Below are 19633 nucleotides of genomic sequence, written 5' to 3'. Positions count from 1 at the left end.
TCTACAATCGTTAAGGAAAGGCTAATTGTAATAAAGTTAGGATTTTGGGGTTTTATCTTTGTACTATAATTAAAAAGCGACAACTATGATTACCAGAAATACCCTAAAAACAATATTGATGTTGACCTTTGGTCTGTCGGTATTTACCAGTTATGGATTCAATTCCGCTGAAGATTTTGATATCAACACGGTAGAATTCATTGAAGAAGAACAAGAATGGGAACTTGGGTTTGATACGGCCCAGTTTTTACCCGAAAATTTTGATCCCTACAGTGGTATCATTTCAGTAAAGGCCATCAACTTTATCGATGCTTGTGAAGAAGTTGAACTAGGTTTTGAAACTGGAGGATATCTACCATTGGGATTTGACCCGTATATACAATAAGAGTTAGAGTTAGTTTCTTACTTTTTTTTGAGTTAGTTAGTTAGTGAATGGCCCCTTAGAAAAGGGGCCATTTTCTTTTAGAACAATAAAGGTATTATAAACTGGAATACCAATACTAGAAGTCCTACGGCAATAAGGTTGAGGATTACGCCTACACGCGCCATTTGAGGCACTTTTACGTATCCACTTGCAAATACTATGGCATTGGGTGGGGTGGCCATGGGTAACATAAAAGCGCAACTACTGGCCATGGTCACAGGAATCAAAAGATACAGTATTGGAATGTCGAGTCCTATGGCTATCCCAGCAACAACTGGAGCTAAAACAGCTACCAAAGCTACATTGCTCATCAATTCGGTCATGAACAGCATCAAAATGATTAGCAAGAAAGCAGTAAAAAGAATGCTGATATCACTTTGTGCTATGGTGGACGCCACCAAATCCACTATTCCGCTTACCGACATTCCCTTGGCCAATGCCAAACCTCCTCCGAAAAGTATCAATATGCCCCATGCAAGTTTCGAGGTGTCTTTCCAATTAATAATAAAATCTCCTTTTCCAACATCATAAGGGATTGCAAAAAGAGAAATGGCAGCAAAAATACTGATCATGGTATCAGAAAGGCCCAATGTTGGAAAGATGGAATTAATCAAGGTTCGGAAAATCCAGAGAAATACGGTAATCCCAAAAATGACCAGTACCATTTTTTCTTTTCCAGAAGTAGGACCTAGTTTTTTCAATTCTTCGTGAATTACTTCTTTGGAAGCATTGAACTTTAAATCACGGTTTGGGAACATCCATTTTACCAATACCAAATAACTGATTCCAATCATGATGATTGAGAAGGGTAGGCCTAAAGTCATCCATTTTAAAAATGAGATTTCCGTATTGTACTCGTTTTCAAGAAGCCCGATTAAAACAGAATTTGGAGGGGTGCCAATTACCGTTGCAATTCCGCCAGCATTTGCGGAAAACGCGATTCCAAGCATTACGCTCAGCGCAAAATTTTGGTCGTTTTTTGTAAAACCATCTTCATCATCAATCAAAAGTGATATCACTGAAATAGCAATGGGAAGCATGACCACGGTGCTTGCCGTATTGCTAATCCACATACTTAATGAAGCAGTGGCAATCATAAACCCCAATATTACCCGATTTGGAGTAGTCCCCGTGATTTTTATGATGTTTAGAGCTATACGTCTATGCAGGTTCACTTTTTCGAGAGCAAGAGCCATTACAAAACCACCAAAAAACAAAAAGACGATAGGACTTCCGTAGTTGGCTCCGACCTCTGCAATAGGTAGGATTTTTAGAAGTGGAAAAAGCAAAAGGGGCAAAAGCGCGGTAACTGAAATGGAAACAGCCTCTGTAATCCACCAAATCAGCATCCATACCGCAACGGCAATCACATGGTCTCCTTTTTCCGAAACCAATTCAATTGGAAGATTGATTAAAATTAGAAAAGCTACTGGGCCAAGAATCAATCCCCATTTTTTGCTTTGTACCATATGGAAGCCTAAACTAGACTATTTTGAGGAAAAATAAAAAGTGAAAAATACATTGCTACTTTGAACTTTTAGTTTTTAAGTCTACCAAAAAGCCCGTCGTTATTTTTCTCAACCTCAAAAAGCCCTAGTTTTGAAAGGTTTTTTGTGCTCTTGTCCCATTTTTTGCCACTAAGACCTGCTTTTTCTTTGAGTTCTGAAAGAGGCATTTCCCCAACAGGTTTTAAGATATCCATAATGGTTTTTTCCTCTTCTGTAAGTGGGACCTGTTTCTTTTCAGGCCGCATTTGGGGGAAAAACAATACTTCTTGAATGGAAGCATTGTTGGTAAGTAACATTACCAAACGATCTATCCCAATACCTATACCTGATGTAGGCGGCATACCATACTCAAGAGCACGTAAAAAATCTTGGTCAATGAACATGGCTTCGTCGTCTCCTTTTTCGGATAACTTGAGCTGCTCTTCAAAACGTTCGCGTTGGTCAATGGGGTCGTTCAACTCAGAATAAGCGTTGGCCAGTTCTTTACCATTTACCATCAACTCAAACCGCTCTGTCAATGCTGGATTTTCTCTATGCTCTTTGGTCAATGGACTCATTTCTTTGGGATAATCCGTGATAAAAGTGGGTTGGATGTAATGATGCTCACATTTCTCCCCAAAAATCTCATCAATCAGCTTGCCTATACCCATGGTTTCATCAACTTCTATCTCCAATTTTTGAGCAACTTCTCTTAATTCCTCCTCATTCATTCCAGCAATGTCAAACCCTGTATGCGTTTTAATGGCTTCCAACATAGGGACTCTGGGATAAGGAGCTTTGAAATCGATTATATTCTCACCTACTTCAACTTTGGTGGTCCCATTGGAATCAATTGCCACTTTTTCAAGAAGCTCTTCGGTGGTATCCATCATCCAGTTGTAATCCTTGTAGGCCACATAGAGTTCCATTACCGTAAATTCTGGATTATGGGTCCGGTCCATTCCTTCGTTTCTGAAGTCTTTGGAGAATTCATATACCCCATCAAAACCACCAACAATTAATCGTTTTAGGTATAGCTCATTGGCGATTCGCAAATACAAAGGCACATTTAGTGCATTGTGATGGGTCAAAAAAGGTCGAGCTGCGGCTCCTCCTGGAATGGGCTGTAGAATAGGAGTCTCCACTTCCAAATACCCTTTCTGATTATAAAATTCACGTATGCTATTGGTGACTTTGGTGCGTTTGATAAACGTCTCTTTTACCGAAGGATTCACCACCAAATCCACATAGCGTTGGCGATATCTAAGCTCAGGGTCGTTGAACTCATCATACGTATTTCCCTCAGCATCTACTTTAGGTAGGGGAAGTGGTCTCAAAGCTTTGCTCAGTACACTAAAGTTTTTCACCATTACCGTTTTTTCTCCAACCTGAGTGGTAAACAATTCGCCCTCAACACCAATAATATCTCCTATATCCAAAAGCTTTTTGTACACTTCATTGTAAAGGGTTTTGTCCTCACCTGGACATATTTCATCCCGGTTAAAGTATACTTGTATGCGCCCTTCGCTGTCCTGAAGTTCTGCAAAGGATGCCTTGCCCTGTATTCTGCGAGACATTAGTCTACCGGAAATCACAACCTGTTTTCCTTCTTCAAAATCGTTTTTGATACTCTTGGAAGTAGCATCAACAGGATAAAGTGCCGCAGGATAGGGGTCTATTCCCATTTCCCTGAGTTTGGCCAATTTTTCTCTTCGAACGATTTCTTGTTCCGATAGTTGCATGTCTTAAAAAAATTAAAGCGCAAAATTACACTTTTGCGCTTTAATTTTCACTTGGTTTTACTCAAGTGGGCATAATTGGGCGTGTAGGGTTTGTCTAGAAGAATTTGGGCCATATCTTCTTCCAACGATTCAATGGGACTTTCCACAATTCGATTCACCTCTTTTCCGTCCTTCAAGAAGATAATTGTGGGCACCTTGACAATGCTCCAGCCTTTTTCTTCTCCCGTAGGACTCTTTTTGTAATGTTCCTTTCTTCGATCCAGCGCTACAATTTCCAACTGACTTTTTGGGAATTCACATTTCTTCAAAATCTTAAGGACTCGAGGCACTTCGCGTTTGCTGTCACCGCACCAAGTGCCCAAAAATAATTTTACATCGTGCTTTTTTAGGGATTTCTTGAACATTTTGGTTATTTGTTCATCCACCATGTACGATTCGTATCCATTTTTGAACCAGGTTTGATAGGGTTCATTGTTCAGCCCCTCTTCAGTGATTTTTCCAACCATGAATTTTTTTCCATTTTCCATAGTGATTTCCTGATTGTAGTCTTGACAAACCCCGGTAAAGGTTGACAGACAAAACATTGCTGCTAGAATTGTTTTCATGCTTTTAAACTTTGATTTGGTTCGAAAATTCACCAAAATGGGAAAGCGAGAGAGGAAAAACAGGATGGATTTCGGGTCTAGACCGAGGGTGGAAATCTATTTTCTTAGCAGGGTCAAAATATCTTCCCTGCTGGAAACATTGAGCTTTTTGTAGAGATTGTTGATGTGTGTTTTTACTGTACTGTGGCTTACAAAAAGGGTGGCGGCTATTTCTTTGTTGCTTTTTCCTTGTTTGATTTGGTCCACAATTTTCTGCTCCTGGGGGGTCAGTTTTTCCAGTATTTTGGACGCTTTTCCATTTCTTCCATTTCTAATAACAAGGAACACATTAAAACTCAGCGAAATGATAAGTAAAAAGAACAAAAGCGATTTCCAGTTGAACAGGGAGGGATTTTCAAAGCTTGCCAATTGTTCGTCCGTGGTTATTTCTGCTTGGTATTGTTTTGTAAAACTGGTGTTGGGGTATGTGGCTTGTAACCGATAGAGCAGGTTTTCGTAATAGGAGTTCTTCACAATATCGTCAAGATAAAAACCATAGGTTTCATTCTTTTTGTCTGAAAGAAAATCGAAAATATAGAGTTCAACTAAAGGTTCTTTAGCGCTTTCTCCGAACTCTTGAAGTTTTGAAAACCAATTTTTTAAATTCAATTTTAGGTTGGTATCGCTACGAAACTCCGTAAAATCGAATATCATTTCTTCTTTGAACGCTTCAACATCCAAAAGCAATTGCGATTTGATGTTTGTTGACTCCACGGTGCATAGAGCCTGGTTTTCAAATGAGGTTGGAAATTGAATTGAATCCGAGTTATTCCCAATAAATAGAACATTTGGACTGTTTTGGCACTTTCCTAAAAAGTGGGCAGATTCTGCACCTTCTTCACAGTTGTCTAAATGAATTCGGTATATTCTGTTTTCCACTGGGAGATTATTGCCTTTAAATTGAAAGCTACCGGTGGAATCGACCTTGGTTCTCCTTATAATTTGGTCCAAATATATTCTTGAAGACTTTCTATAATCCTCTACCATGGAAAGGTAAATGAATTTACCTGCGTTTTCTTGAGATACATGTCCTGAAAAATGATATTGCCCTTTTGCCATGTTGAGGGAAAGAAAAGCAAGCAGAAGTATCCAATTTCTCATAGGGTAAATCTAACAACTTAAAAATAAAAGATTAGTGTAACAAAAAAAGGATTTGTGCTACTTACTAAGTACATCATCATCAATCAAATATGAGTTTCTGGAGAGTTTTATTGGCTATTTTGTTTCCTCCTTTGTCAGTCATCGGAAAAGGTTGTGGTTCGTTTGTTATTGTCTTACTTTTGACATTATGCGGGTGGGTCCCAGGTGTAATTGGGGCGCTCGTCATTCTAAATAACACGAACTAAAATCAATACCATGAAACGAATTCATTTTTTGACAATGGCTATCGCCGTTGCATTTGCTTTTTCCTGCAATTTTACTGAAGAAATCACCATAAACGAGGACGGGTCAGGAAAACTGTCCATCAATTTTGATGGTTCCGAACTTATGGAAATGGCAGGAGAGGAGATGATGAAAGACAATGAAAAAGCGGTGGATTCCTTAATTTCTTTTAAAGATTTGTTGGAAGAAAAGAAAGACAGTATAGCCCAGTTGTCTCCAGAGGAACAAGCGAAATTGAAGAAACTGGAACCCTTCAATATGCGAATGGTTATGAATCCTGAGGAGAAACAAATGAAGTTTGATTTGTTCAGTGAGTTTAAAAATGTAAACGAGGTCAATGATGCGTTCAACGCATTTCAAAGTGCAAGTTCGTTGGGGCCAAATAGTGGACAGGACAAGCAGCCCAAAATAGGGGGAGAGGAATCTGCTACAGAAGTAAACTATAGTTTCGCAGGAAATACCTTTTCAAGAAAAGCCAAAATTCTGGACCAAGACTTGTTTCAACAGAGCATTGACAGTCTTCAAGGAGCCGAAATGTTTCTTTCCGGATCTACATACACTCTCAAATATCACTTCCCGAAACGGGTTAAATCTGCTTCTGCCGAAAGTGCCACCTTTAGTGCTGATGGGAAAACACTCATCTACGAGGTTAAGTTCTTGGATTTGATGAAGGACCCCTCTTTATTGGACCTTGAAGTGGAATTGGAAAACTAGTTTCCCGCCCGCTCTATTCGTATCTTTGTAGAATGAATAAAAAGGTCATTCTAGAAAACCTGGGGCAAAAAGACTACAAGGAAACTTGGGATTACCAGGAAGAGCTTTTCAAGGGAATAGTAGATACAAAAATTGACAATAGAAGAAATGGGAGTGAATTGGAAACTCCTAACTACTTTCTATTTGTGGAGCATCCTCATGTCTACACTCTCGGAAAGAGCGGCGATATCAATAATTTGCTGGTAGATGACAAAGTACTTCAAGAAAAGAACGCTACTTTTTATAAGATAAACCGTGGGGGAGATATCACCTATCATGGTCCAGGACAAGTAGTTGGCTATCCTATTTTGGATTTGGACAACTTTTTTACTGACATTCACAAATATCTTAGATTTCTTGAAGAAATGGTCATTTTGACCTTAGCCGAGTATGGTCTGAAGGCAGAACGTTCGGAGGGTGAAACCGGGGTTTGGTTGGATGTTGGTACTCCATTCGCCAGAAAAATCTGTGCCATGGGTGTGCGGGCAAGTAGATGGGTAACCATGCATGGTTTTGCACTCAATGTGAATACAGATTTGGGGTACTTTGATATGATGATTCCATGCGGAATAAGGGATAAGGCCGTCACCTCATTGAATGTAGAGCTTGGTAAGCAGGAAGTGGATATGGAAGAAGTAAGACAAAAGCTTTTGAGGCATTTCCAATCGCTTTTTGAGGCCAAGATCATAAAAGAAAAAGCCCCGATTCAATAATCGAGGCCTTCGGTGTTACTTACTGTGGGAAGTCAGCACCATACTGCTCATTAACTTCCCGTTGTTATTATAAGTTTCTTGTTTCACCATTCCTACGCCTTCAGAGAGCCATAGTTTGTCTTTTATTTGCTGCTTGGTCATCATCACTTTGGATGACGTATTTGCTGATATGATGTAACAATCAAAAGTTCCTGCTGGAGTTGTGACGGATTCTTTTCCCACCACCTTTCTATCTGTAGTGTTCACTTCTATCTTCATGCTCATACCGCTCATGTCCATACTTACATCGACATTTGCATCGGAGAGTTCTTTGCCTACGGATAAATTGTTGGGTATCTCCAGATCAGTACCCGTTATTTCCATTTCCAATCCCATTTCTTCATATTGCTTTTGCATTTGACTCGGGAATAGACTTTTGTAATCGATTTTTATTCCATCACCAGTGCAGGTAATATTGTAATCCGATTCAAAGGTGTTTTTCCCTTTGGCGTCTTCATATTTCATTTTCATAGAGGCATAAGTATTTCCCCTATCGTTCTTAACATCTGAAACAATATAAGATGTTGTCCCTTCCAACTTGTTCTTTTTACTGTACAGATTGTAGGAATACGAAGCACCCTGTACCATGGGATAATAAGAGCTACAATTTTCTTGTGCTTTAGCTGAAAAAATAAATAGGCACAGGATAAGTCCCGTAGAAAGTCTTTTTATCATGATTTTGATTATTGCTTGATAAATTCCACTCTTCTATTTTGTGCCTTTCCATCTAAGGTGGAATTATCGCCAACTGGTTCTGATTCTCCCTTACCCTCACTGGAAAGTCTTCCAGAATCAACACCATAAACAGAAACCAGCGCATCTTTAACCGCGGCCGCCCGCTTTTCTGACAATGCCAGATTATTGGCTTCATTTCCATCAGAATCCGTATGTCCCACTATTTTGAGACTTATGGAACCATCTTGTTGCAATACTTGATAAATCTGTCTAATGATTCCCATAGATTCGGGTTTGATGTTGGCAGAACCGGAATCGAAGAGAATTCCGTTAGTGGATATTTTTCCTTCTGCCATCAACTTTCTTCTTAAATCGACCCCGCCTTCTGCAATCTTAAGGTTCGAAATAAGCATACGTTCGCCTTTATCCAGATTTAAGCCTCTCATAAAGATTTTGAAGTTGTTGATTTTAGATGGGTCTTTGATTAGCTGTGGGATGTCAAAGATTTTGGTCTCATTAATCCAGAAACGATAGCGGTTTTTATTCACTGCTATTGAAATATGCATTCGTTCTTTATAAACCTTCCGGAAATCACTTTTCATCTGATTGCGAATGGGGTCTGGGTCACCGGCGAACTTATTTCTAATTTCTGGACCTACGGCGATATATTGAACGGGGTTAAGGTCGGTCATGGCAAAGGCATCTTTATTGCTCAGATTTGCATTTTCAGCACATATAAACTGGGCTTCAATCACCGATGAGGTTTTATTGGTTAGATTAAGAAATCTTAAATCCAATTCAACGGTATATTCCTCAGGCAGTGTAAAATCGGTGATGGGAACAACAAAACTACCAGGATTAATAGCGAACCACTTATCGGTAGAGCCATCAATGGTGACCATCTCACCACCACCGTTCGTGTTCCATTTTGAGGGAAAATCGCCAATGAAATCATTGGAAAAATCATCGAAGAACAAAAGTTTGTCACCCGGGACAAAATCAAATTTACTATATACATTCAGTGTTTTGGGACCAGAAGTTGGAACATCACCGGAACTGGAAGTACCCGTGCTGGTGCCTCCGGATTCACCTTGTTGGCCATTAGGGCTTGGAGGGGTATTGGGTACCTTTTGCTTTTCGTTACCTGTTCCAAGTACGCTGTCCAGTGCTTGGTCAGTTTTCTTTGCTGATTCTTGTTCCACTCTTCGTTCTACAGTTCGTTCAGCAGCCTTTTCCGCCTTTTTCGCCAATTTTTTAAAAAATTGGGCATTTCCGCTATGGCAAAAGGAAAGCATTACTATTGAACTAACAAGTAGTTTAATGGAGGTTTTCATTTGTGTAGTGTTTTGGTTATTCGTAAGTAATTGTGATTCAAATTATTGGAAACTACAAAAAAAAATGTAAGTCATGGTGCAAGATGTGTGTTTTGCTTGAACCAATGTATAACTAGCTGTAAAGAAGGTGTTAATTCAGCTTGTAAACAATTAAGGAATTCTCTTGGTCCTTCGCTACAATTTCAAGTTTTCTGTCGTTTTCCATATCTGTCAAATCGATTAAAGAATTGCCAAAGACTGGAAAATTGGGAATGGATTTGGCTTGGCTGTCGAACAAGTATATTTTTTGGTTCTGTATGTCTGTGACGCTCACATAAATCTTGTCATAGATGTAAAAAATCTTTGGTTCTGAATACACCCCAAGCTCCAACTCAACTTTTTTTCCTTTAATGCTCAGTGTGTTATCATCCATCAATGCCAAGGTTTTGCTGGTGGCATACATACCATGGTCTTTATTTAGGTTGAAATTGGTTTTGGTAATTTTTCCTTGTAGGTCTACTTGTACCAGTACGCCTTTTTTGTCCGTGGTTGAGAATTTATTCTTATACACAAAAAAATCGTTCCTGGAGAAATCAATTTTCTGATTAACGGAAATTCTATCCCGTCCAGTACGGTGAAGAATTTTTAAGGAATTGTCCGCCAACTTAAATAGTAAATAGTCTTTTCCAGAAACTCTAAAGTGTTTTGGAGCCTGTATTATATCGCTTGTAGCTTCTTTATAAGTAAAGCCATCCACAATTTGAGCTTTGTTGTTGTACATGAATACTTTCTTGCCTTGAGTGACGACAAATCGATAATCGCGGTTCCCCTCATAGTCAAAAACGGCCAAGGGATTTAGATTTCCACCTTCAAATTTTATTTTGAAAGGGGGTACATCTTCGCCATTTCGGTCAATTACCATAAATTCATTGTTCGTACAAAAGGCCAACTGAAGCCTTCCATTTTTATAAATATCCACTTGATGCACTTTTCCCTGAATCCTTCCATCCAACTGCTTCTTCCAGAGTACCTTTCCGTTAGTGGATATTAGATATAAGAAGTTGTCTCGGTCTTGTACCACTATTTCCTGTCTATTGTTCCTGTGATTTTTAACAAACGTAGGGTCCGATGCCAAGTCTGAATCTAACTCGATGGTGAAAAGAGGTATGGTTGTATTTGCCGTAACAGCTTTCTTGGTTTTGGAAACTACAAAAGAGGTGTGCATAAAACCACTATCTGCAACTAACTGAGCTCCGAAAGTATGGTCATCCAGTTTTTTACTACCTGATGTATTGAAAATTTCAGCTAAAAAAGTTTGCTCGGATACAAAATCCATTCCTTTGTTATTTGAAATGAATAGCATGCTTGATTCGTTTGCAAAGTTTTCCATAGCCGAATTATAAGTTGTCGACTCGGAAAATGTGGATTTATTCCTGTAATTACTGATGACTGTTTGAAGAGGTTCAATTTTTTCTGAAAAAACGAACGTATTCTCCAACACGGTGTAATAATTGGATTCAAAATCATTGACCAAAGGGTCGAATGTAGAAGTTACCAAATTCTTGTCTTGAAGTCCATTGATATCGCTTCCTTGATAATTGGATGAAGATTTTTTGCTGTTAGATAGAAAATCGGATAAACCTTCACCGCCAAAGGAATTTAAAAACACCACTTTGTTTTGATTCATATTGATAATTCCAACTTCTTCTATGGTGTTGAACAGGGTATCCTTGGCCTTAACCCGATCTAGAAAAAGACTTTGGTTGTTTTGAAAAACATCAAAATCATCAAATGCGTAGGCAATTAAAGCTTCGGTTTTTGCAGGTGCATAAAGAGCAGTTCTACTGCTTAGTGGAGCCGTGCCCTTAAAAAGGTTTATAAACAATTTCGTCGAATCTGAGGCCGTGGCTACTCCGCTTAAAGCGGTTTGGTTTTGATTTAAAGAAATATCCAAACTGGTCCATTCTGCCATAGGTTTTTTCTTCCTGGGTTCTTCTGACAGAAACGAAAACTTTTTGAGGTTAATAAAAACTGTGGCGGACTTATCTTCTTCCGCGGCGGTGTATAGCCTATTCAAGTTTGGGTCTACGGTATAAGAATCGGCACGAAGCAAATTTTCTAGAAGCATTTGCGAAGAACTCAATAGCTGGAAACCATTCTTTTGACAGGTGAAAACTTCCCGTCCATTGACAATATATTTGTTCAATGTATGGTTTTCATAAGAAAACGTTTCGGAAGAATGGTTCGGAATTTGAGATACATCAAAAAAGTTGGGATTGGATTTGGTCGCCAAAACGAAATTATAGTTTTCCCTTCCAATTTTATAAAATCCCAATACTGACTTTTGTTCCGTGTTTATTAATGTCAATATCTCGGTTTCCCCAAGAATAATATCCAAGAAGTTGACGATTTGCCCTTTTTTGGAAATCGTACTGTTTTTTAGCGCACTCAAAAAACCTGTCATGTCGTTTACGCTCATCAAAAATGAAGCATTGGTTGGCAATTGTTCTAGAAATGTGTCAGAGGTCTTGACTTCTTTTTGACAAGAAAAAAAGAATATGAAAAAGAAGAAATAGATTGCCCGAGGTTTCATATTGAGATTTTGAAACAAATTTAGGGTTTTAGATATCGAGCATCAATTGTTCAGGCAATTGTCTAAAACTTTTTCTGTGATACTTGCAAATGCCATATTTTCTAATGGCTTCTCTATGCTCTTTGGTAGGGTATCCTTTGTTTTTCTTCCAATTGTACATTGGGAATTCAAGATGAATCTTCTCCATATAGGCGTCCCTATAGGTTTTGGCCAGCACAGAAGCGGCTGCAATACTTAAATATTTCCCATCACCTTTTATAATACAATGATGTTGTATGGATTGGTAGGGTTTGAAACGATTGCCATCTACCAAAATAAGACTGGGCAGCATGGAAAGCTTATCAAGTGACTTATGCATGGCAAGAAAAGAAGCATTAAGTATATTGATTACATCAATTTCTTCTTGAAAAACGTGCTGCACGGAATATGTTAAAGCTTTTTCTTCCAATATAGGTTTAAGTTCTTTTCTTTTGGATTCGGATAGTTTTTTGGAATCGGTAAGAACCTCATTTTCAAAATCTGGGGCTAGAATTATGGCTGCTGCCGTCACCGGGCCGGCCAAACAGCCCCTTCCTGCTTCGTCCGTGCCTGCTAAATGGCCGGGAGAATCAAACCTTACTAAACTCATTTTTTTAAACAGTAATCATTTAATTGGCAAAAAGACGAAATAGTTTAGTTAAAGAATTTACTATTTCTTAAGACAAAGGTGAATTAACTCAAAATTTGATAATTATTAATGCCTTTTTAACATTTATTGGGGTTGGGGGCAAGTAATTTTTGGAATTTTTAGTTTTTATTAAGATTTTAGCCGCTGACTAATTCAAAAATTCAATTAAATGAGATCAAAGTTAACTTTGATGCTGGCTTCCTTTCTATTGCTGTGCATCAATTTCTCTTTTGGACAAGAGAAGACAATTTCCGGTAACGTAACCGACCAAAACGGTTTGCCATTACCAGGAGTTTCAGTTGTTGTTGTGGGAACATCTTCTGGAACACAAACCGATTTTGATGGTAATTACTCAATCTCCGCTAACGTTGGACAGGTGTTGCGCTTTAGTTATCTGGGCCAGAGAACGGTCAATATGACCGTGGGAGCATCCAGTGCCATCAACGTACAGATGGAAGAAGATGCTGAAGCCCTTGAAGAAGTGGTGGTTGTAGCATATGGTACTCAGAGCAAGGATAAAATTGTTCAGAACGTATCCATTGTAGGCGAAGAAGCATTGGAAAACCTAGTGGTGACATCTCCTGACCAATTATTAAGAGGTCAAGCGGCAGGTGTTAACGTGGTAAATACTTCTGGTCTTTTAGGTACACCTACCAATATCCAGATTAGGGGTGTAAATACCATCAACGGGGGTAGCCAGCCGCTATTCGTAATTGATGGGGTAGTGCTTACCGATAACAGTAATGGTTTTTTACAGGGTGCTAATAATAATCGTAGTGCCAACCCATTTAGTTTTATTAACCCTGGAGACATAGAATCACTGACAGTCTTAAAAGATGCCGGTGCTACCGCTCTATACGGTACAAGGGGTGCGAATGGTGTAGTATTGATTACTACAAAGAAGGGAAAAAGAGGCCAAGACGCTACGGTGACCATTAACAACTTTGTACAGTTTACGGACATCATTGATCTACCTGAGGTGCTAACGGCAGATGAGTACCGCCAGTTTAGAACAGATGTCGCTAACATTCAGGATGGCACCAGTTTACAGCCACAAGATTTGGGCTTGGGCGCCATAGGTGATCCAGGGTCAGATTTTGTAGATCTAATAGGCAGAACCGGTTTTTCACAACATACCGATATCTCGGTACGCGGGGGTACGGAAAATTCATCGTACTTTATTAGTGGTAGTTTTGATGATCAGGAAAGTTTTGCTATCGGTAACGATTTGACCCGTTGGGCTTTTAGGTTGAATTTGGATACCCAAGCCACTAACTGGTTGCGCGTTGGTACTAATGTAGGTATCACCAATACGGTTTTGAATACTATTGGTACGGAGAACAATACCTTTGCACCTTTTACGTCAGCCTTGCTGACAAATCCAACTTTTATACCAAGGGATGACCAGGGGAACTTTGTGCGTTCTCCCAACTTTATTCCGAATATTGAAGCGGTAGCTAGATTAAATACAAATGAAACGGACAATACCCGAATCATTGGTAGCATTTTTGGGGAAATAAGCTTAACGCCAAACCTTAAGTTTAAATCGGAGTTTGGTGTAGACAGACAAACCATTGGTGTTCGCCTTAGAAGAGCCGATATAACCTTTGCGGGTGGTGATGCTAATTTTAGGGCGGTTACGGATGACCTTTATAGGGTAACCAACTCTTTAAACTATACTAACAAATTTGGTAAGCATAGTGTGAGCGGTCTGTTACTTCAGGAATTTGAAGACAGAAGAAGGAGACAGACCCAGGTAGATGGGGTTGGTTTCCTTTCGGATGGTTTGACCAACGTAGGTTCAGCAACCACCCAAACCGTGTCCACCACTGTGGGTGGCACGCCTACACGAACAGGTAGTGTTATTACCGGTTACTTAAGCCGAATCTCTTACGATTACGATGATAAATATCTTTTGGAATTGTCCGGTAGATTTGATAGGTCTTCTAGACTTGGGGATGATAACAATACAGGTACTTTCTGGTCCGTAGCTGGGGGTTGGACTTTGTCCAACGAGAAGTTTATGGAAAATGTTGGATGGATTAATTTCTTATCATTAAGAGGTAGTATAGGAACAGCGGGTAACGATCGTTTAATCGATAATCTCAGTATTAACAGAGGTAACTTCCTCCCTTTAGGGCTTTTCGGAACAGGACAGTTCGGTGGTCTTGCTGCTACAAATGTTAACCAACCTGCAAATCCAAATCTAGGTTTTGAAGAAACGCGAACCATAGACGTGGGTCTCCGATCAAGTTTCTTTAACAACCGGGTAGATTTCAACGTATCATACTTTAAAAGAAATACTACGGATCTATTGTTTAACGTTCCCATTCCGGAACAAACGGGAGACCTTGATCAAAGTCTTAACTCAGGTGAGCTAGAGAACAGTGGATGGGAATTTGAGTTAGCGGCAGATATCATACGATCTAAGGACTTTAACTGGAATTTGCGATTCAACTTGAATACCTTGGATAATGAAGTAATTGCTATTGAGTCCAATGAAATTGATGACCAAGGACGTCGATTCACCGATGTTGGTGGTGGTGGTGTTTCACGATTGCGTGAAGGTTCTCCATTGAGTAATTTCTTCTTGGTACGTGCTGTCGGTGTTAATGCACAGACTGGTGATTTTGAGTGGTTGGATATTGACGGTAATGTTACCACCACACCCAACCTAAACACGGATAGGGTTGATGTTGGTAAAGCTTTGCCTGATTTCGCAGGTGGTTTTACACATACCATAAATTACAAAAACTTGGATTTGACTGCTGCGTTCAACTATAGCGTAGGTAACGATATTTTTGTTGACGGTTTGCGATTCATCGATGGTTTTGATGCTATCGGGGGAACAATCAATGTAAGAAGGCAGAATTTGAATTTCTGGAGGCAGCCAGGAGACCAAGCATTTTTGCCTAGTCCTGCTAGCGCAACAGCGAACAATGCTAACCAACTGTCCACTGCTCAATTGTTTAGTGGGGACTACTTAAGATTAAATAACCTTACTGTGGGATATACTTTACCAAATTCTATCATGGATAGATTAGATTTCTTCTCTTCTGTGAGATTTTATGGTACGGCTACAAATTTATGGACACTGAAAGGTGATGATTTGGATGGCATTGATCCTGAGAATAATGACTCCGGTAGTCCATTGGCATTGGGTCAGTCATTCTTTACGGCACCACAGGCCAGGACCTTTCTGATTGGTTTAAACGTACAATTTTAAAAAAAGTGATGATGAAAATTTTTAAGAAAATAATATTCTTCTTTGCCCTTACATTGCTTGTATGGGGCTGTGAAAGTCGAGTTGAAGATATTGAGCCGGAGGATAACCTTTCCACAGATGCCGTGTTTTCAAATTTCGTTAACCTCGAGGCAGCGGTAATCGGTGTGTATGATGGATTACAGGATGGAGACTTGATTGGTACTCCAGATTTTATAGCAGATTTTACTTCCGATAATGTGGATTTCGTAGGTAGTTTTACTACGCTTCAGGATATTCGTGATTTTGATGCTGATGCCACGAATGGAACAATTGATAATATCTGGTTTGATGTTTTTGATGTTACCCGGGATGCAAACAACATTATTGTAAATCTGGAAAATATTAATGCTGACGATGTACAAGGTGCACCAGCGAACTTCGATGCTTTGGCAATTCAGTTTATCGCTGAAGCTCGTTTTTGTAGAGCCTTGGCGTACCTCGTTGGAGTAAATAATTTTGCCCAGCCCTTCCAAGTAGATAATGGAAATACCTTGGGTATGCCTATAGTAACCGAGTTTTTTGAAGGGGATGTAGAGCCTTTCCAACAGCCAAGATCTACGGTCAATGAGACGCATGCGTTTATTGAGGCTGATTTGCTGTTCGCCATGAACAATTTGCCCGCTTCTAATGGTATCAGGGCTAGTAGCACAGCGGCGAGAGGATTGTTATCTAGACTTTACTTGTACAGAGAGCAGTGGGCCGCTGCAGCCAATATGGCGAACGACGTTGTCAATACTACTGGTTTTAGTTTGGCTTCTGACTTCAGCTTCTACAATAATACCTCATCAGAACACTTGTTCCAGGTAATCAACCAACCGGATGATCCAGCAATTGGTTCTGACTTTGATACATTTTATAATCCTACATCAAACAATGGTAGGGGCGATTTGCCGATTGCCCAAGATTTGATTGACGCCTTTGAGGCAGAACCAACGGACTTGAGGTTTACGGTTTTGACATTTAGCGATGTTGATGCAGGGAATAATCCCGGATTGTTTACCAACAAGTATCCTAACGGAGCTACTAATGAATCCGATCCCAACGTAATACGTATGGGTGAGATTCACTTAAATAGAGCAGAAGCTAATTTGAGAGGTGGAACGACAATCGGTGCCACTCCATTGGAAGATGTAAATGCTATTAGAGCAAGAGCAGGATTACCTGCTTTAGGTTCTGTTACCCTTGATGATATTCTTTTGGAAAGAAGAAAGGAATTAGCTTTTGAAGGTGCACGAAGAATGGATTTGTTGCGTAACAACCAGAATTTGAAACCTGGAGGTGGCGCGGTTACTGCCCCCGGTGCTAATTTTGTTATTTTACCAATTCCAGATGATGAACTGAATGGTAATCCTAATGCACAGCAAAATCCTGGCTACTAGTTTAGAGTAGCATAATTTTATACCAAACAGAAGCGCTTAAAATTATTTTAAGCGCTTTTTTATTTTGGGAAATTATTTTAAGATTGGTTACAAAACCTCTTCCATGGGTATTTTAGGTGAATCAGTGATTAATTGGTTAAAACATGGATATTCTTTTGCATCTACCTAAATCTTAAACTTTTATGGTATTTTGAAAAATCGTATTGGAATTTCCTATTTTGACTCAGCTTTTTCCAGTGGATTTAATTTATCTATTGACCTATGAACTCCTTAAGTTAGAATGACTGAAAACTTTCACATTCCCATAACAACAAAACGCATACCTTTGCCTGTCAATACCAGTACATGAGACATTTTATTTCGGTTCTTTTTCTGTTGTTGAATGCTACTTTTGCAAATGCACAGCAAGATTCAATTTCCCCACCTCCCGTTCCCCGAGATTCTACACGTAACAAACTGCCATTAAAATCAAAGGGAATGGATTCATTGTCTCAAAAAAAAGAAGGGACAACTGCCATAAAAGACTATAAAATTATCTCTTATTCAAGGGACACCACTTTTTTGGATACCAGTTTGACCATCCAAAAGGAATACAAGTACAACTTTCTCAGAAGGGATGATTTTGAACTTATACCCTTTGCAAATATTGGTCAACCTTACAACACTTTGGGTGTCCAATTTTCCGATCGTCATTATTATCCTAGATTGGGAGCTCTTGGGAGAAATTTTAATTACCAAGAAACAGAAGAAATAAACTACTATGATGTAGCAACACCAGTTTCGGATTTAATGTTTAAAACTACATTGGAACAAGGTCAATTATTAGATGCATTGCTTGCTTTTAATGTTAATAAAAGACTTAATCTTTCTGTTGGATTTAAAGGTTTTCGATCATTGGGCAAATACCAGTTTAATCAAGCCCAGTCAGGTAATTTTAAAACCACTTTTAATTATAGAACGGAGAATGACCGCTATAGGATTAGGGGGCACATTGCTGCCCAAGATTTAGATTCGGAAGAAAATGGTGGGATTGCAAATCGGGAACAGTTTGAGAATGACCCAGAAGGTGATTTTACCGATAGGGTGCGAATTGATGTTTTGTTCACCAATGCCAATAACCGTATCCTGGGCAAACGATATTATTTTGATCACCAATTCTTACTGTTTGGAGGAGAGCAAGACTCCATAAAAAAAAGGAAGAGTCAGGTAAGAATAGGTCATGAATTCAATTATGAAACCAAGTTTTACGAATTTGTTCAGACCGCCCAAGAAAATGCTTTTGGGGAAGATGTTTTTTTAACTCCGATAGAAGACAAAGCCCGATTGAAAACAATGTTCAATAGAGTATCTGCCGAGTTCTCGAATAGTACTTTGGGAAGAATTACCGGAAATGCCAGTTTGTATAACTACAACTATTTCTTTAATAGTATTCTTATAACAGATACCCAGACAATCCAAAACCAAATAGAGGGAGAGGAAATTTCTGTTGGGGGTACTTATTTTAACCAGTTTGGTAATCTTGTATTAAAGGGTGATGTAAATTATACCGTTTCGGGAGAACTTACCGGAAATGCTTTTAATTTTTCCTCGATTTACCAGATTAATGAAAATACCACAGTTTCGGGAGGAGTACATTTAGCTTCTCGATTACCTAACTTTAATTATTTGTTGTATCAAAGTGATTATCAGAATTTCAACTGGCAAAATGATTCTCTTTTCGAAAAACAGCAGAATCAAGCCATAACTTTTAATTTGGATTCTAACAAATGGGGTCTTCTTGAAGCCGAATATAGTGCAATTGATAACTACAGTTTCTTTGCTTCCACTATCACAGATGAACAAAGGGCTGCAGGTTTGGCCGAGACGGCTTTTGTTCGACCCTTCCAAGAAAGTGAAACTGTGAACCATCTTCGTATAAAGTATTTTAAAGAGTTCAAATGGAGAAAATGGGCGTTGGCCAACACTGTTTTGTTTCAAGATGTAACCCAAAATCAACAAGTGCTGAATGTTCCAGAGTTAATCACGCGTAATTCACTATACTTTTCTTCTGATGTGTTTAAAAAAGCAATGTATTTGCAGACGGGGGTTACTTTCAAATACTTTACTTCATATAATATGAATGCTTATCATCCTCTATTGGGGGAGTTCTATATTCAAAATGAAGAAGAGTTTGGAGGTTTTCCGCTCCTGGATTTCTTCATAAATGCGAGGGTGAAGCAAACAAGAATTTATTTTAAGTTGGAACATTTCAATTCTTCCTTTTCAGAACCTATCTTTTATTCTGCTCCTAATTATCCGTATAGGGATTTTGTTATACGATTTGGATTAGTTTGGAATTTCTTTTCCTAAACTTTCAAAATCTATTTTGTGATGATATCTGAAAAACAGCACTTTGTGAGTTTTTTAGATTTTTTTGAAAAAAAATAGTTGAAAAGCATTTGCGGAGAAAAAATAAGCTGCTTATATTTGCACCCGCTAAAACGGTAAAGGTATTGTTTTGGTGGGGCGAAAAAGGGGTCCTTTCGGGGCGTTTTTTTTGCTTTGAGAACAGGAAAG

At 39.0% G+C, this 19633-nt stretch carries 15 protein-coding genes; 7 read left to right on the top strand and 8 right to left on the bottom strand.

The features are described 5' to 3' along the window. Nucleotides 1-85 precede the first annotated feature (85 nt). Nucleotides 86-385 (top strand): hypothetical protein, encoded by a 300-nt coding sequence (locus CLV81_RS00080; RefSeq protein ID WP_106143050.1) that lies wholly within the window; start codon nucleotides 86-88, stop codon nucleotides 383-385. A gap of 77 nt (nucleotides 386-462) precedes the next feature. Here CLV81_RS00080 and CLV81_RS00075 read toward each other — a convergent pair whose 3' ends face one another. The 4 genes from CLV81_RS00075 to CLV81_RS00060 all read right to left on the bottom strand — a co-directional run bounded on the left by CLV81_RS00075 (nucleotide 463) and on the right by CLV81_RS00060 (nucleotide 5398). Next, nucleotides 463-1893, bottom strand: a complete 1431-nt coding sequence (locus CLV81_RS00075; RefSeq protein ID WP_106143049.1) for an SLC13 family permease — start codon at nucleotides 1891-1893, stop codon at nucleotides 463-465. Nucleotides 1894-1961: 68 nt separating this feature from the next. Further along, a complete protein-coding gene (lysS, locus tag CLV81_RS00070) occupies nucleotides 1962-3653 on the bottom strand; it encodes a lysine--tRNA ligase (RefSeq protein WP_106143048.1) in 1692 nt (563 codons plus the stop codon). Between the two features lie 47 nt (nucleotides 3654-3700). Next, nucleotides 3701-4258, bottom strand: coding sequence for a thioredoxin family protein (locus CLV81_RS00065; protein WP_106143047.1), 558 nt, complete (start codon nucleotides 4256-4258; stop codon nucleotides 3701-3703). A gap of 96 nt (nucleotides 4259-4354) precedes the next feature. After that, nucleotides 4355-5398, bottom strand: coding sequence for a response regulator transcription factor (locus CLV81_RS00060; protein WP_106143046.1), 1044 nt, complete (start codon nucleotides 5396-5398; stop codon nucleotides 4355-4357). Nucleotides 5399-5487: 89 nt separating this feature from the next. Between CLV81_RS00060 and CLV81_RS00055 the strand changes: the two genes are divergently transcribed. The 3 genes from CLV81_RS00055 to lipB are packed head-to-tail and all read left to right on the top strand — an operon-like array spanning nucleotide 5488 to nucleotide 7146. After that, nucleotides 5488-5643, top strand: coding sequence for a YqaE/Pmp3 family membrane protein (locus tag CLV81_RS00055; RefSeq protein ID WP_106143045.1), 156 nt, complete (start codon nucleotides 5488-5490; stop codon nucleotides 5641-5643). 10 nt (nucleotides 5644-5653) lie between these two features. Then, a complete protein-coding gene (locus tag CLV81_RS00050; protein WP_106143044.1) occupies nucleotides 5654-6394 on the top strand; it encodes a hypothetical protein in 741 nt (246 codons plus the stop codon). Nucleotides 6395-6426: 32 nt separating this feature from the next. Further along, complete coding sequence (lipB, locus tag CLV81_RS00045; protein ID WP_106143043.1) at nucleotides 6427-7146, top strand: lipoyl(octanoyl) transferase LipB; 720 nt, start codon at nucleotides 6427-6429, stop codon at nucleotides 7144-7146. A gap of 15 nt (nucleotides 7147-7161) precedes the next feature. Here the strand turns inward: lipB and CLV81_RS00040 are convergent, their stop codons facing one another. From CLV81_RS00040 to CLV81_RS00025, 4 genes are all read right to left on the bottom strand, one after another. Beyond that, a complete protein-coding gene (locus tag CLV81_RS00040) occupies nucleotides 7162-7860 on the bottom strand; it encodes a TapB family protein (protein WP_106143042.1) in 699 nt (232 codons plus the stop codon). 8 nt (nucleotides 7861-7868) lie between these two features. Next, nucleotides 7869-9194, bottom strand: coding sequence for an OmpA family protein (locus CLV81_RS00035; RefSeq protein WP_106143041.1), 1326 nt, complete (start codon nucleotides 9192-9194; stop codon nucleotides 7869-7871). Nucleotides 9195-9324: 130 nt separating this feature from the next. After that, a complete protein-coding gene (locus CLV81_RS00030; RefSeq protein ID WP_106143040.1) occupies nucleotides 9325-11766 on the bottom strand; it encodes a ribonuclease HII in 2442 nt (813 codons plus the stop codon). A 28-nt stretch (nucleotides 11767-11794) separates the two neighbouring features. Beyond that, on the bottom strand, nucleotides 11795-12394 hold the full coding sequence (locus CLV81_RS00025) for a ribonuclease HII (protein WP_106143039.1): 600 nt from the start codon (nucleotides 12392-12394) through the stop codon (nucleotides 11795-11797). 208 nt (nucleotides 12395-12602) lie between these two features. Between CLV81_RS00025 and CLV81_RS00020 the strand changes: the two genes are divergently transcribed. From CLV81_RS00020 to CLV81_RS00010, 3 genes are all read left to right on the top strand, one after another. Further along, nucleotides 12603-15659, top strand: a complete 3057-nt coding sequence (locus CLV81_RS00020; RefSeq protein WP_106143038.1) for a SusC/RagA family TonB-linked outer membrane protein — start codon at nucleotides 12603-12605, stop codon at nucleotides 15657-15659. An 8-nt stretch (nucleotides 15660-15667) separates the two neighbouring features. Beyond that, nucleotides 15668-17077 (top strand): RagB/SusD family nutrient uptake outer membrane protein, encoded by a 1410-nt coding sequence (locus tag CLV81_RS00015; protein WP_106143037.1) that lies wholly within the window; start codon nucleotides 15668-15670, stop codon nucleotides 17075-17077. A gap of 345 nt (nucleotides 17078-17422) precedes the next feature. Continuing rightward, entirely contained in the window at nucleotides 17423-19426 is a 2004-nt protein-coding gene (locus CLV81_RS00010; RefSeq protein WP_106143036.1) for a putative porin, read from the top strand. The last annotated feature ends 207 nt before the right edge of the window (nucleotides 19427-19633 follow it).

Source organism: Flagellimonas meridianipacifica (assembly GCF_003001695.1).
Taxonomy (GTDB): Bacteria; Bacteroidota; Bacteroidia; order Flavobacteriales; family Flavobacteriaceae; genus Flagellimonas; species Flagellimonas meridianipacifica.
The sequence above is the reverse complement of the archived record's forward strand: the minus strand, read 5'-3'. Positions and strand labels throughout refer to the sequence as shown.